The organism is Halomonas sp. (assembly GCF_052095695.1).
GTDB lineage: Bacteria > Pseudomonadota > Gammaproteobacteria > Pseudomonadales > Halomonadaceae > Vreelandella.
This window is the reverse complement of the sequence record NZ_JBQDLQ010000091.1, coordinates 1-13,959: the sequence shown is the minus strand read 5'-3', so window position 1 is coordinate 13,959 and position 13,959 is coordinate 1. Positions and strand designations below refer to the sequence as shown.

Sequence of the window (13,959 nt, the reverse complement as noted above, 5' to 3'; positions counted from 1 at the left end):
CAGGCACTTATACCAAAAATCCCCCAGGGCACATGCCTCGGGGGATTTTTTTTGCATCTTTTTTAATTTGTGAGAAAAACAGTCGATAAAAAAGGCGGCTTGCGCCGCCCAGATAAGGATTTACAAATTAAAGCGTTACGCGCAGATCGCCTGTAACGCTTCAATCAAACTATCCATTTCATCATCGGTGCCGATGGTAATCCGTAAGAAGTTGTTGAGTTCTGGGGTATTAAAGTGACGCACCAAAATACCGCGCTCGCGTAGGCCTGCGTACAGCTGGGCACCTGCAAAGCTAGGGTGCTGGGTAAGCACAAAGTTAGCTTTAGATGGCAACACTTCAAATCCAAGTGCTTCAAGGCGCTGGCGAGTACGCTCTCGTGTGGTGATGACATATTCGCGACATGTCTCGAAGTGCTCGGTGTCTTGTAGGGCAGCGATGCCGACAACGCTGGCTAAGCTGTCCACGGGGAACGAGTTGAAGGAGTCTTTCACTCGCTCGAGGCCGTCGATTAACGCCTCTGAGCCCGCCGCATAGCCTAAACGTAAGCCCGCCAAGCTGCGAGATTTAGAAAATGTCCCTGTGACTAGCAAGTTAGGATAGCGATTAACCAGCGTCACAGCGCTCTCAGCGCCGAAATCGACGTACGCTTCATCAATGAGTACCACTCGGTCTGTCACGCGCTTAAGCAGTGCCTCAATCGTCTCTAGAGAGTGCGCATGGCCAGTCGGCGCATTAGGGTTGGCGAAAATAACGCCGCCGCGCTCTGTGTTTGCCGCAAGCGCGTCTATATCGACTTCCCAGTTCGCCGTGAGCGGATGCTTGCGCAGTTCTATACGGTAAAGGTTGGCATACACAGGATAGAAGCTATACGTGATGGCCGGTACATCAAGTGGTGCCTGATGGCAAAAGAAAGCCTGAAAGGCAAGCGCGAGGACCTCATCAGAGCCATTGCCAACAAACACCTGGCTACTCGTCACCTGGAGATTCTCCGCCAGCGCTTCGCGAAGATCGGCAGAGGTTGGGTCAGGATAGAGGCGGAGATGGTCGGTAGCGTAATGACGCAGCGCTTCACCAACGCCGGGTGCCGGCGGGTAAGGATTTTCATTGGTATTGAGCTTCACCAACTGCTCGCGTGGTTGCTCGCCGGGCACGTAAGGCGTAAGTTCGCGAACGGCCGGACTCCAGTATTGGCTCATGACGGTAACCTGATTATCCTAGCGAAGGTATGACATGGTCGCTTGAAGACTAACGAAGCGCAAGCATTCGCATCGCTAGGGGTGTGCGTCGCACCTTGTAGCAGTTATGCTGTCACAAGTGCGCGTAAATAAATGTGATGCCCAACACGAGATTAAGGAGACACTCTATGCAACTTAGGAGTTTGCTAGCCGGTTCGGCTATGTTGGCACTGCTGGCTGGCTGTGCGAGCGGCCAAATGGAACAGCAGCAGGAAGAGGCTGCTACCTCGCAGGCTAACTACAAGGGCTCACTGCCTTGCCGTAACTGCGATGGTATTGACCTGGATGTCACGATGGTCGGTGAAGAAATGAGCGCCGCTGAAGAACGCACGTTCACGCTGAACGCGACTTACCGTAACCATCCCCAAACACCGCCGGATGAAAACTACGCCGGAAACTGGGAAGTACTGACAGGCACGCCGTCTGATCCAGATGCTACCGTTTATGAGCTAACGCCGAATGGCGAAGGCCAGATTTACTACTTCATGCGCATTGATGAGCGCACGTTGGAGTTGATCGATCCTGAGCGTCGCCGTTTTGAAAATGGTGAGATGCTGCAGCTAACGCGTCAGTAATGCGTTAATCAGTAGTGCAAAAGGCGGCCGATGGCCGCCTTTTGTATATATATCTGTTGGCTCAATCAAGCTCTGTTAAATAAAGAGTAGTTTGAAAAGAATGGGTCGGATGTGATGGCCCAGAAGCGACTCAGACATAGCAACCATGGGAGCATAATCTCAGTGGCCAAAGCCAAAAGCGCCTTTGTATGTACCGAATGCGGTGCTGAATATCGCAAATGGCAGGGGCAGTGCAGCAGTTGCCAAGAGTGGAACACGCTAAGCGAAGTGCACTTGGCGAGTGCTCGTCCAGGCGGCGGAGCGGCTTCTGGCCGGTCAGGCTACGCGGGAGATCTTTCGCGTGAGGTAATCGACCTGGGCAACATTGATCTCAGCGAAGTGCCACGTATGAGTTCCACTTTTGCGGAATTTGATCGCGTATTGGGCGGCGGGCTTGTGCCTGGTTCGGCGGTGCTGCTGGGCGGTAATCCTGGGGCAGGGAAGTCGACGCTGCTGCTTCAAACGGCCTGCAAATTAGCGCAGCAACGACGCATTTTGTATGTTACTGGGGAAGAGTCGCTATCTCAGGTAGCGATGCGTGCGCATCGCTTGCAGCTGCCTACCAACGGACTGAAAATGCTGGCCGAGACCAGCGTGGAAACCATTCTGGGGGTCTCTGAACGCGAAAAGCCTGAAATCCTAGTGATTGATTCCATTCAAACGATGCACCTGGAAGATATCAGCTCGGCGCCTGGCGGCGTTGCTCAGGTGCGTGAATCTGCTGCCGCGCTGACGCGCTTCGCCAAAAAAACCAATACCGTTCTACTGCTGGTTGGGCACGTCACCAAAGACGGTACCCTGGCGGGGCCTAAAGTGCTCGAGCATATGATTGATGCTTCGCTGTTGTTAGAGGGCGGCGCAGACTCACGCTTTCGTACCCTACGCGGTCAGAAAAACCGCTTTGGCGCTGTCAATGAGCTAGGCGTCTTCGCGATGCTAGAGCAAGGCCTCAAAGAGGTTAAAAACCCCAGCGCGATTTTTCTTTCCCGCCAGGAAGAGCAGGCGCCGGGCAGTTTGGTAATGGTGGTGTGGGAAGGTACACGGCCAATTTTAGTTGAGGTGCAGGCGCTCGTTGACGAGTCTGCACTAGGTAATCCACGGCGGGTGGCGGTGGGCGTAGATCAGAACCGCTTAGCAATGCTGCTAGCGGTGCTCAATCGACACGGCGGATTGTTTACCGGCGATCAAGACGTCTTCTTAAACGTTGTCGGCGGGGTGAAAGTGCTGGAAACCAGTGCCGATTTAGCCGTTCTTTTAGCGGTGGTATCGAGCTTGCAAAATCGGGCGCTGCCCAAAGAACTAGTAGTTTTTGGCGAAGTGGGGCTGTCAGGCGAGATACGCCCGGTACCAAGCGGCCAAGAGCGCATTGCCGAGGCCGCTAAGCACGGCTTCTTACGCGCCATTGTCCCCCGTGCGAACGCTCCCAAGCAGGTGCCAAAAGGCATGGAGGTCATTGCCGTAGATAAATTAAGCGACGCCTTAGACGCGCTCTAGCGTGAGCTATCCTTAAAGCGTCTGATATTATGAATGTGCCAGGGAGAGACACGATGAGTTCCATTCGTTTAACCCAATATAGTCATGGCGCAGGGGCCGGCTGCAAAATTGCTTCCGACGCGCTGGACAGCCTGCTAGCCAAGGCCTGGCCAGAGGCGGGCCGTAAGCAGCTTATCGTTGGCAATCAAGGGCGCGCAGATGCCGCAGTGTATGACCTAGGCGATGGACGCGGAATGATTGCGACCACTGACTTCTTTATGCCCATAGTTGATGACCCTTTTGATTTCGGCCGTATCGCTGTCACCAATGCGATCAGCGACGTTTATGCGATGGGCGGCACGCCGGTGATGACATTGGGCATACTGGGCTGGCCGCTGGATAAATTAAGTGCGGAAGTCGCAGGCGATGTAATGACGGGGGCTCAAGCGGTTTGCCGCGAGCTTGGAGTTGCGCTGGCTGGAAGCCACTCGATTGACGAGCCCGAGCCAATTTTCGGGCTCGCCGTGAAGGGCTTAGTTGATCTCAAAAAACTCAAGCTGAGCAGCACCGCCAAGCCCGGCGATTTGCTATTTTTAACTAAGCCGCTGGGCGTTGGGATGCTAACCACGGCTGAAAAGCGCGGCTGGTTGGAAGTCGGCCATCATGGCCTGGCCCGTGAAACCATGCTGAAAGCTAACCGTATTGGCGTGAAGCTTGCCGAGGTCGAAGGAGTGAGCGCCATGACAGACATCAACGGCTTTGGCTTAGCCGGCCATCTCTCTGAAATGTGTCAAGCGAGCAACGTGATGGCGCGCATTGATTTTCGCCGCCTGCCCCGCTTAGCCGGAGCTGAAGCATATCGGCGTAAAGGCGCCGTGCCGGGGGATACGCTAAAAAATCGCGAAGCCCTGGGTGAGAGTTTGCCCGCCATGGATGAGGTGCACTGGCAGTGGCTATGCGACCCACAGACCTCTGGCGGGCTGCTGATTAGCGTTGACCCTGCCTGGGAGGATGATGTGATGCGCATTGGCCGAGAGTACGGCTTGGATTTACAGTCATTTGGCGTTATGGCCTCGCGAAGCGCTAAGGTGAGCATTGAGGTGATTGGGTGACATTCATCTCCCCGGCAGAAATTCATGTCAGCGACTGGGGCCGCTAGCGGCGTGCCTGGTCAATTATGCCGCTGTAAGCCACTGAGTCATTAATCGATCCAGTAGCGGCGCTAGCTGAATAAAACGGTCAGCGTTTTCAGTGATTTGTACATCATCCTGGGCATAGCGGTCGCCGGTTTTAGATGTTGAGTGAGGGCGCTGAGTATTGCTCAGTAGCAGATTGACGCTAGCGGGAGTGGCTTCTAGATGGCATAGCAGACCCATGACGCGGCCTCTGTCCCAAGCAAACCCCTGTAGCGGCGCTGCTTCGCTACCGCCGAGCGCAATGGCTTCATCCGGCAGGCTGAAAACTAAGCGATGCCACATGAAAGCGCTAAACGTCTCTGGCAAATCGAACGTGCTTTCAGGCGCCAGCGTCACGGTGTGCCAGCCAGCCTCGGCATAGGTTCCAGGTGCGACCACTGCTCCCAGCGCACGCGCTAGCCAATGGGCGCCCAAGCCAATGCCCAGTAGCGGCTTTTGGCCATTTAGGTAACGATTGATTAGTTTATCTTCAGCTTTGAGCCAGCGTGGAGGTTGGCTGAGTAGCTCCTCGGGCCCATCAAGTACTATGAGTGCGTCAGCTTCATTATGGCGTGGGGTTAATTCATCCGCATAGAGATGAAAAGTGCTGTAACTATGGCCCATACTGGCTAACCAATCCGTTAAACGGGCGGGGCCATGGTCAGGGCCGTGCTGTAGCAGATGAATATGCATGGTAATCTCCTCGCCGACCGTTCCATCATCTGATGACCATAACGCACCCGCTACTTTTCACCAATACTTCGTAGAAGAAGCTTTAGGAACTCCGCATGGCGCCTAAACCCATAGGATTTTATCAACGACTACAAGAACTTTCGTTACCCGCCCAGCAGGCCTTTATGGCGGCGCTTTGCGAACGCTTGTTGCCCAACTACGCCCTCTATGAGCAAACCACTGGGCAGGGCGACGGTCACACGCTTAGCGTGGTGCTGAGCTTGGTTTGGGAGCGGCTGAGCGTGCCTAGCGCCAGTATCGATTTTGCCCGTCAAGCGGAAAAGTTAGCCGAGTGTGAACCGCCTGAAGGCGACGACAGCTTTGGTGCACGCCGTGCGCTAGACGCGGTAGTGTCGCTTTCAGCATTGCTTGATACGCTGCAGGGCGACTCTCCAGAGGCAGTGCTAGATGTGAGCCGTACTTCGCGTGCGGGCGTGCGTGCCTTTATCGAGCTCACGGAAGGTGAAGAAGATGCTCAGGCGTTGGCGCTGATTATTCGTGATCATCCGCTGATGGACGATGAAAATGACTTCCAAGATGCCGTGCTGGAAGCGGTCAGCGAACCGCTGGATAAAGCAGCGCTGAAAGAGGTGCGTCAGCTGGGCCGCAATGGCGGTATCAGTAACTTGGGTTTAACGCTTGATGAGGGTGATGAATAGCAGCTAAAAACGCACGCCTGCGGTGACCATCATTCCGGCGGTTCCAAATATAATGAGATCGGACTCAAACCGCCCCCACTGCACGCCAATACTGGGCAAGACGGCCGGTGCCACTTCCAGGTGATTGAGCGGGATTTTATCGCGATACTCGCCTTTGTAGCCGTGTAAAAGCCCGCCCGTTATTTTGGCGCGCACGTTCAAGCCCTGGCTAAACTGCCAAACAGGAAACTCGCGGCCCGCGTAGAAATACCACGTGGGCTGCTCATATGAGTTCTTAAACCATGCCGCACCCGTCAGCCAACGGTCTGGGTTGTGCAGTTCAATGCTAATCAGATTCTGATGATTATTATGCTCAGGATCTGGGTTGAAGTGCCGGGTATACAGGCTGGTTTGTACCAGCGTGTGATCCCACTCCAGCGCAGGCGGCCAGTCTGGCAGCGAAAACGCGGCAGCGGGCGTGCTCAGCGCGATGCCCGCTAGCCACCCCATCCATGGGTATGCTCGGCGCATTCGCCGCCCCTGGCTGAAGAGAGGCATCTTAAAGGCGCATTTCAATGCCGCGCTCCGCCATGTAGCGTTTTGCTTCAGGGATCGTGTACTCGCCGAAGTGGAAAATACTGGCGGCCAGCACCGCATCGGCACCGCCTTTCAGCACGCCGTCCACGAAGTGATCCAGGTTGCCAACACCGCCTGAAGCAACCACAGGAACGCTCACTGCTTCGGCAATCGCGTGAGTGACGCCTAGATCAAAGCCAACCTTGGTGCCATCGCGATCCATGCTGGTAAGCAGCAGTTCGCCAGCGCCGAATTCCACCATCTTCTTCGCCCATTCAATGGCGTCGAGTCCCGTTGAGCGACGCCCACCATGGGTAAAAATTTCCCAGCGCGGCGTTTCGCCCTCGGCTGATACTCGCTTGGCATCGATGGCGACGACAATACACTGGCTACCAAAACGTTCCGCGGCTTCGCGCACGAAGTCGGGGTTGGTGACCGCTGCGGTATTGATCGAGACTTTATCCGCCCCAGCGTTAAGCATGGTGCGAATGTCGTCACAGGTGCGAATCCCGCCGCCCACGGTTAACGGAATAAAAACCTCGCCCGCAATGCGCTCCACCATTTCAACCGTGGTGTCGCGGTCTTCGTGGCTGGCGGTAATGTCCAGGAAAGTGATTTCGTCAGCGCCTTGCTGGTTGTAGCGCTGGGCAATCTCCACTGGATCGCCTGCATCACGAATACCGACAAAATTAACACCTTTAACCACTCGCCCGGCGTCTACATCCAGGCAGGGGATAATACGTTTGGTGAGGCTCATGAACGGCCTCCTGTCAGCTGATCGCTCAGGTGCTGTGCTTGCGCAACATCCAAGCTGCCTTCGTAAATGGCGCGGCCGGTGATAGCGCCTAAAATGCCGCTGTCAGCGACATCGCACAGCGCTCTGATGTCGTCTAGATTGGTCACGCCACCGGAGGCAATCACTGGTAAGCCGCCTTCGCGAGCCAGGGCCGCGGTGGCGTCAACGTTGACGCCCTGCATCATGCCGTCGCGGGCAATATCGGTGTAAACGATGCTGGATACGCCATCGTTGGCGAAACGCTTGGCCAATTCGGTGGCTTTAATCGTCGACACTTCTGCCCAGCCGTCGGTGGCGACATAGCCGTCTTTAGCGTCTAGTCCAACAATCACATGGCCTGGGAATGCACGGCACATTTCGCTTACAAATGCAGGCTCTTTCACCGCCTTGGTGCCGATAATGACGTAGGCGACGCCGGCGCTTAGGTAGTGCTCAATCGTTTCTGCACTGCGGATGCCGCCGCCAATTTGAATCGGCAGGTTGGGATAGGCGCGGGCGATAGCGGTAACGGCGTCGCCATTTACCGGCTTGCCTTCAAAGGCGCCGTTTAAATCCACCAGATGTAGCCGGCGTGCGCCGGCGTCTACCCAACGTGCCGCCATCGCTACCGGGTCATCGCCGTAGGAAGTAGCGTCTTCCATGCGGCCTTGTTTCAGCCGTACACACTGGCCGTCTTTGAGATCAATCGCGGGAATGACTAACATAAACAATCCTCTCAGGGCGTCCAGGTAACGAAATTTTCGAGTAGGCGAAGGCCGGCGCGGGAGCTTTTTTCGGGATGAAATTGCACCGCGAAGGTAGCATCACGGCCAATGGCGACGTGGGCGCTTACCTTGCCATATTGAGTCGTACCAAACACCTGAGTATCGTCATCGACATTAACATAGTAGCTGTGCACGAAATAGAAATGTTCACGGTTATCAATGCCTGCCCACAGCGGGTGATCGTGATGCTGCTCGACAACATTCCAGCCCATATGAGGGACTTTTAAGCGCTGCTCGTGGGTATCGCGCATATCGCTAGGAAAGCGGTCTACGCTACCTTTAAAGAACCCAAGACATGCCACGCCGCCGTTTTCTTCGCTACGTTCCAGCAGCATTTGTTGACCCACGCAAATACCCAGCAGCGGTTTATCTTGGCGTGTTAAAATTTCATCCACCAGCCCGCGTAAATCGGTGCGCTCAAGTTCGCCAACGCAGTCGCGAATAGCCCCTTGGCCCGGTAGCACTAGGCGCGTCGCGCCCAGAATGCGCCGCGGGTCACGAGTAATGACAACATTTTCATGCGTCACGTGTTCCAGCGCTTTGGCTACGGAATGCAGGTTGCCCATTCCATAGTCGATCACCGCAATGGTCATGAAGCGCTCCTTGTGAAAGTAAAGGGGGAGGCGCTAGTGGCGAAGAAAAGCATTACAAGCTCCCTTTGGTTGAGGGCATTTGCCCGGCCATGCGAGGATCTTCTGCCACCGCCATGCGTAGCGCCCGCCCGAAGGCTTTGAAAATAGTTTCAGCCTGATGGTGAGCATTAAAGCCTTTAATGTTGTCGATATGCAGCGTCACGCGGGCATGGTTGGCGAAGCCTTGGAAAAACTCCCAGAAAAGCTGAGTGTCCATGCTGCCGATGGTACCGCGAGTAAAATCAACGTTCATAAAGAGGCCGGGGCGTCCGGAAAAATCGATCACCACGCGCGAAAGCGCTTCGTCCAAAGGCACATAGGCATGTCCGTAACGGTAGATGCCGCGCTTATCGCCAATGGCTTCAAAGAAAGCTTGGCCTAGCGTAATGCCCAGGTCTTCTACGGTATGGTGGTCGTCAATATGTAGGTCGCCGGTGGCATTGATGTCGAGATCGATCATTCCGTGGCGGGCAACTTGATCAAGCATATGATCCAGAAACGGAACGCCGGTTTGGCAGCTAAGGCGGCCTTCACCGTCGAGGTTTACGCTGACCTTGATCTGCGTTTCGTTGGTGTCACGGCTAACCGTGGCAATACGCGCTGACATGTTGCATCTCCTAGGCTGAAGCGCACTCTGAGGGGAGCCCTGAGGAACGATCCTAAGGGGTGATCCTAAAGAATGGTCGATGGTTTTGCATCAACTTACCACCATTTGATCAGGGCATGACCTCTGGCGAAGCGACCATTATAGTGAATCGACGCCCTCATCCGCTACAATGCGCGCAATGTAGCCGTTATCAATGATAGAAAAATAGCAGCAAGACTGCTTTGGCGAAGAGGATTTCATCATGCCGGTGACACTGCACCACGTCGACCAGGCCCGTTGGGAAGCCGATGAACAGGTGCGCCTTGATCTAGTGCGCATTTACCAGGACGCGCCTCAAGAGCGCATTCCTACTCCAACGGTGGAGCCGTTTATCGATGCACATTTTAACGGCCGGCACTTTTTTGCCTGCGCGCTTTTCAATGATCGGCTGCTGGGAGCCGTCGCGATACAGGAGGGCACCGACCGTGCTTGGTGGCTCTCTGAGCTCTGCGTGCGTACAACCACTCGCCGCCGTGGGGTTGGTTCGCGTTTAATGGCACTGCTGGGTGAGCAAGCCAAACAAGAAGGGCGCGTATTGCGTATTGAAACCTCCTCGTTGCCACTGGCGGACCGTGTGCTGCTTTCCAAGTTAGGTTATCGGCCCATGTCCAATCCAATGACTCCGGCGGGGATGCCCGCCACCAGCGATTTTGTTGAGTTAGACCCACAAGGGAAAGGGTAATGAAACAGTTATTACGTATTTTGCTAGCGGCCGTCGGCATTCTTGCCATCGTGGCGGTCGCTGCGGTGGTCTACGTGACCACCTTTTTAGATCCAGAAGATTTCAAGCCGCGCTTAACTGCCGTTGTAAAAGAGCAAACGGGACTGAACTTGGTGTTGGAAGGCCCGATCAATTGGTCGTTCTATCCGCGTATTGGGGTCAGCGTAGAGCAGGCGCGCGCGTGGCTGCCTGAGCAAGATCAAGACAGTGCCGCGTTTGCTGCGATTAACCGCGCTGAAGTGAGCGTTGCCTTTGCCCCGTTGCTACGCGGCGAGATTGCCGTTGATGGGCTGACATTGGACGGCATGCGACTCAATTTAGAGCGTGATGCTGAAGGTGAAGGCAATTGGGAACCGTTGGTCGATCGCTTGTCCGAACAGACAAACGATGCCGCTGAAACGGTGCTGGCGCCTGCCAGCGCGGGCCCTAATGCCGACGCCGGTAGCTTGACGGTAGTGCTAAACATTGCGAGCGTGGAAGTGAAAAATGCCGATATACGTTTTCGTGATGAGCAAACCCAAGCGCTGTGGCGGCTGCAACAACTGAATATATCAGGTAGCAATGTTAATCCGGTGCGTGCTTTCCCACTGAAAGCCATGTTCACCTTGACTAAGCACAACCGCCTGGATGCCGAGGTATTGGAGCGCGCTCCGGATATTACCAGTGACATCAATCTTGAAACGCGCATGCGGCTCGGTTTAGAGGAAGAGCTTTTTGTACTCGAAAACATGTCATTAACGACGCGTACCAGTACAAAAACTGACAACGAGCCGCAGCAGCTTAGTATGAAAGCCGCCGAAATGGTGGCGCGTATGGGTGAACAGCAGCTGTCGATTAAAGAAGGGCTACTGGAAGCGGGTTTGCGCAATGCAGGCAGTTGGCAGGGCAGCCTGGCGCTGGCACTTGCCTTTGGCTTGGAAGGCGACTGGCAAGCGCAGACCGTTCAGTTTAAGGATCTCCAGCTCACGGGCCCTGATGGGTTACGAGTGAGCGGCCATCTTAATATTGAACAGATGCTTGACGCGCCAAACTACCGTGGGCAGCTAACCGCAGCGCCATTCACGCTGCGCCCCTGGCTAGCACGCGCGGGCATTACTCTCACTACCGCGGGTGAAGCCGCGCTCAGTGATGTGGCAATGACCAGCCCTATCGAAGGCGATGCCGAGCAGTTCTCGCTGCCCAGGCTTTCATTAGTCATCGACGACAGCACCTTTACTGGAGAGCTATCGGCGGCGTTAGACGGCTCACGTCTGGCGTTTGATTTGGCAGGTGATCAGCTGTCGCTTGACCGCTATTTGCCCGGCGAGGCCACGGCTGAGCAAGCAAGCCGCGGCTTGCTGCGCAGCGCTTTTGCTCAAAGCAGTGATTCGCTGCTCCCGCAATCCGTGCTTGAAGGGTTGGCGCTAGAAGGTGATCTGAGTATTGATACTCTGATTTTCGCTGGGCTGACGTTCAATAAGCCTAGTTTGCAGCTGCGCGGAGATGATGGCGTCCACCGCCTAACAGCGTTTGAATCCGGCTTCTATGAAGGTAAGCTCAACGCTACCGGCCAGGTGGATGCCTCTGAATCTGTGCTTGAATGGGCATTCTCGCCAACGATTAGCAACGTGCAAGTAGCGCCGCTGATTGAGGCGATGAGTGAAAAAACGTCACCACTACGCGGTCGTTTTGATTTGTCTGGCGAACTCACCAGCCTTGGCAACACCCGGGAAGCGCTAACGAGCAACTTGAATGGCCAGCTGACGGCGCGCCTAAATGACGGGGCGATCTTAGAGACCAATATTTCACAGCAAATGTGTGAGCTGGTCGCTCAGCTAGAAGGCGAAGGCACCGTTCGCGAATGGCATGATGATACCCGCTTCGAGCAGTTCGATGGCACCTTCCAAATTAGCAATGGACTGGTGGAAAGCGATGATCTGCTCATCACTCTGCCGGGTATCAATGTTCAGGGCGATGGCGAGCTTAATCTCAGCAGCTTGGCCTTTGATACGCACGCCAACGCACGTTTGGTTGATACGGCTGACGCGGCCTGCAGCGTTAATCCGCGTCTGGCGCAATTGCCGCTACCCATGCGCTGCGAGGGCAACCTGAGCGATGAACGCAGCGAGTGGTGCCGCTTCGACCGAGAGGTATTCCAGACGGCCGTTGTCGACCTGCTACGTAACGAAGCCGGTGATCGTGTGGATGAAGAGATTGAAGAGCGCCTGAGCGATTCTTTGGATCAGCTAGACGAGCGCCTTGGCGAAGAAGCGGGCCAGAAGCTTCGCGAGGGGCTGCGTAATTTATTTAACTGAGTAACGATGCATGTTCATTCTGCGCCGGCCTAAATGCCGGCGCTTTTTTATGAGTATCGTGGATCGTTTACATACTTCTGTGTGAGGAACGTGCATGGCAGATATGCCCGCACCGCGGCTGACGGCCGCTGAATTCCAACGTCGTCTATTAGACTGGTTCGATCAATATGGCCGCCACGACTTGCCCTGGCAGTCACCGCGCAGCGCCTATCGCGTATGGGTGTCGGAAATCATGCTGCAGCAAACACAGGTTGCGACCGTCATTCCGTACTTTGAGCGCTTTATGGTGCGCTTTCCGACCTTGGAGGCGCTTGCCAGCGCGCCGCAAGATGAGGTGCTGCACTTATGGACCGGGCTAGGTTATTACGCCCGTGCGCGTAACTTGCATAAGGCCGCTCAGCTCACGGTAGCGCAGCACGGCGCAGAACTACCTAGCGAAAGTGTCGATGCCCTAACGGCGCTGCCCGGCATTGGCCGCTCTACCGCGGGTGCCATCGTTGCGCAAAGCACAGGGCGGCGGGCGGCGATCTTAGATGGCAATGTCAAACGCTCGCTTACTCGCCTGCATGCGCTGCCCGGCTGGCCGGGCAAGCCGGCGGTGGAGCAAAAGCTTTGGGCGCTGGCCGGGTATTACACGCCCAGCGCGCGCTTAGCCGACTACACTCAAGCGATCATGGATTTTGGTGCGACGCTGTGTAAACGCAGCAAGCCTGACTGTTTAAGCTGCCCGTTTGATGACGTTTGTTTGGCCTATGCCCAGGGTGAGCCACAGCGCTATCCTGAATCAAAGCCGAAAAAAGCGTTGCCCACACGACAGACCATTATGCTCATGCTGAGCGACTCACGGGGCCGGGTATGGCTAGAAAAACGACCGCCAAGTGGCCTTTGGGGCGGGCTATGGAGCTTGCCGCAGTTTGATAAGCATGGCGAACTTAACGACTGGCTAGAGGATCACGCGGTCAATCCTGAGCGCGGCAGTGCATCGCCAAGCTTTTATCATACGTTTAGCCATTTTCGCTTAGAGATTACCCCCCAGCCGGTGACCTGCGATAGGCTGGGCGGTATTCGTGAAAGCGGCGTATGGTACGACATCAACGATCCGCCTGCGCTGGGGCTGGCGGCGCCGGTCAAAGCGTTGCTGAGTCAGCTAACACCTTTTACCCTCACCCAGCCGTAGGCCATGCTTAGCCGTATGGAGAGGACATTGAATAACATCGCATAACCAGGAGCATGCTATGAGCAATACCGTTTTTTGCCGCAAGTACCAGACAGAGTTAGAAGCGTTGCCATTTCCACCCTTGCCGGGCAAGCAAGGCCAGGAGATTCAGGCAACGGTCTCCAAGCCTGCGTGGGAAGCCTGGCAGGCGCTGCAAACTCGCCTGATTAACGAGAAGCATCTCAATATGCTCGACCCAGAGTCGCGGGCCTACCTTATGGATCAGATGCAGCGCTTCCTGGATAATCAGGAAACCGACCAGGCTGAAGGGTATGTGCCGCCTACGCAGGCATAAGCGTTGCTGCCATTCTAGTCAAGGGAGTGGCGTGAAATACCCATAAGCATCGGTATCGAAAGAAAGTTTCACAAAGGTGTTGACGAAAAGCGGTGTTTTTAGTTTAATACGCACCGTTGGCAGCGGCCAGATAGCTCAGTTGGTAGAGCAG

The 13,959-nt window shown here is 55.3% G+C and carries 15 protein-coding genes; 8 read left to right on the top strand and 7 right to left on the bottom strand.

What is annotated here, in order from left to right:
* Positions 1–135: 135 nt before the first annotated feature.
* Positions 136–1,197: a histidinol-phosphate transaminase gene (hisC, locus tag ACTH5D_RS14840; protein ID WP_441672581.1), complete on the bottom strand. Its 1,062-nt coding sequence runs from the start codon at positions 1,195–1,197 to the stop codon at positions 136–138.
* Between the two features lie 167 nt (positions 1,198–1,364).
* Here hisC and ACTH5D_RS14835 point away from each other — a divergent pair, with 167 nt between their 5' ends.
* The 3 genes from ACTH5D_RS14835 to selD all read left to right on the top strand — a co-directional run bounded on the left by ACTH5D_RS14835 (position 1,365) and on the right by selD (position 4,435).
* Complete coding sequence (locus tag ACTH5D_RS14835) at positions 1,365–1,811, top strand: copper resistance protein NlpE N-terminal domain-containing protein (RefSeq protein ID WP_096277999.1); 447 nt, start codon at positions 1,365–1,367, stop codon at positions 1,809–1,811.
* Positions 1,812–1,973: 162 nt separating this feature from the next.
* Positions 1,974–3,344: a DNA repair protein RadA gene (gene radA / locus ACTH5D_RS14830; protein ID WP_441672579.1), complete on the top strand. Its 1,371-nt coding sequence runs from the start codon at positions 1,974–1,976 to the stop codon at positions 3,342–3,344.
* A gap of 53 nt (positions 3,345–3,397) precedes the next feature.
* Positions 3,398–4,435, top strand: coding sequence for a selenide, water dikinase SelD (gene selD / locus ACTH5D_RS14825; protein ID WP_441672577.1), 1,038 nt, complete (start codon positions 3,398–3,400; stop codon positions 4,433–4,435).
* 63 nt (positions 4,436–4,498) lie between these two features.
* Here the strand turns inward: selD and ACTH5D_RS14820 are convergent, their stop codons facing one another.
* On the bottom strand, positions 4,499–5,191 hold the full coding sequence (locus tag ACTH5D_RS14820) for a type 1 glutamine amidotransferase (protein ID WP_441672575.1): 693 nt from the start codon (positions 5,189–5,191) through the stop codon (positions 4,499–4,501).
* 95 nt (positions 5,192–5,286) lie between these two features.
* On the opposite strand from ACTH5D_RS14820, the gene ACTH5D_RS14815 reads away from it, so the two are divergent.
* Entirely contained in the window at positions 5,287–5,889 is a 603-nt protein-coding gene (locus ACTH5D_RS14815) for a YjaG family protein (protein WP_441672573.1), read from the top strand.
* 3 nt (positions 5,890–5,892) lie between these two features.
* Here ACTH5D_RS14815 and ACTH5D_RS14810 read toward each other — a convergent pair whose 3' ends face one another.
* The 5 genes from ACTH5D_RS14810 to hisB are packed head-to-tail and all read right to left on the bottom strand — an operon-like array spanning position 5,893 to position 9,243.
* Entirely contained in the window at positions 5,893–6,399 is a 507-nt protein-coding gene (locus ACTH5D_RS14810; RefSeq protein ID WP_441672571.1) for a hypothetical protein, read from the bottom strand.
* A gap of 28 nt (positions 6,400–6,427) precedes the next feature.
* A complete protein-coding gene (hisF, locus tag ACTH5D_RS14805; RefSeq protein WP_441672569.1) occupies positions 6,428–7,201 on the bottom strand; it encodes an imidazole glycerol phosphate synthase subunit HisF in 774 nt (257 codons plus the stop codon).
* Positions 7,198–7,944 carry a 1-(5-phosphoribosyl)-5-[(5-phosphoribosylamino)methylideneamino]imidazole-4-carboxamide isomerase gene (hisA, locus tag ACTH5D_RS14800; RefSeq protein WP_441672567.1) on the bottom strand — a complete coding sequence of 249 codons (747 nt, stop codon included), beginning with the start codon at positions 7,942–7,944 and terminating at the stop codon, positions 7,198–7,200. The genes hisF and hisA overlap by 4 nt, the downstream gene beginning before the upstream one ends.
* An 11-nt stretch (positions 7,945–7,955) precedes the next feature.
* On the bottom strand, positions 7,956–8,597 hold the full coding sequence (gene hisH / locus ACTH5D_RS14795; protein WP_441672565.1) for an imidazole glycerol phosphate synthase subunit HisH: 642 nt from the start codon (positions 8,595–8,597) through the stop codon (positions 7,956–7,958).
* Between the two features lie 52 nt (positions 8,598–8,649).
* Positions 8,650–9,243, bottom strand: a complete 594-nt coding sequence (hisB, locus tag ACTH5D_RS14790) for an imidazoleglycerol-phosphate dehydratase HisB (RefSeq protein WP_441672563.1) — start codon at positions 9,241–9,243, stop codon at positions 8,650–8,652.
* A 241-nt stretch (positions 9,244–9,484) separates the two neighbouring features.
* On the opposite strand from hisB, the gene ACTH5D_RS14785 reads away from it, so the two are divergent.
* From ACTH5D_RS14785 to ACTH5D_RS14770, 4 genes are all read left to right on the top strand, one after another.
* Positions 9,485–9,964: an acetyl-CoA sensor PanZ family protein gene (locus ACTH5D_RS14785; protein WP_441672561.1), complete on the top strand. Its 480-nt coding sequence runs from the start codon at positions 9,485–9,487 to the stop codon at positions 9,962–9,964.
* Complete coding sequence (locus ACTH5D_RS14780) at positions 9,964–12,297, top strand: AsmA family protein (protein ID WP_441672559.1); 2,334 nt, start codon at positions 9,964–9,966, stop codon at positions 12,295–12,297. Before ACTH5D_RS14785 ends, ACTH5D_RS14780 begins: the two co-directional genes overlap by 1 nt.
* Before the next feature lie 94 nt (positions 12,298–12,391).
* Complete coding sequence (gene mutY / locus ACTH5D_RS14775) at positions 12,392–13,474, top strand: A/G-specific adenine glycosylase (RefSeq protein ID WP_441672557.1); 1,083 nt, start codon at positions 12,392–12,394, stop codon at positions 13,472–13,474.
* Between the two features lie 58 nt (positions 13,475–13,532).
* Complete coding sequence (locus tag ACTH5D_RS14770) at positions 13,533–13,808, top strand: oxidative damage protection protein (protein WP_441672555.1); 276 nt, start codon at positions 13,533–13,535, stop codon at positions 13,806–13,808.
* Positions 13,809–13,959 lie beyond the last annotated feature (151 nt).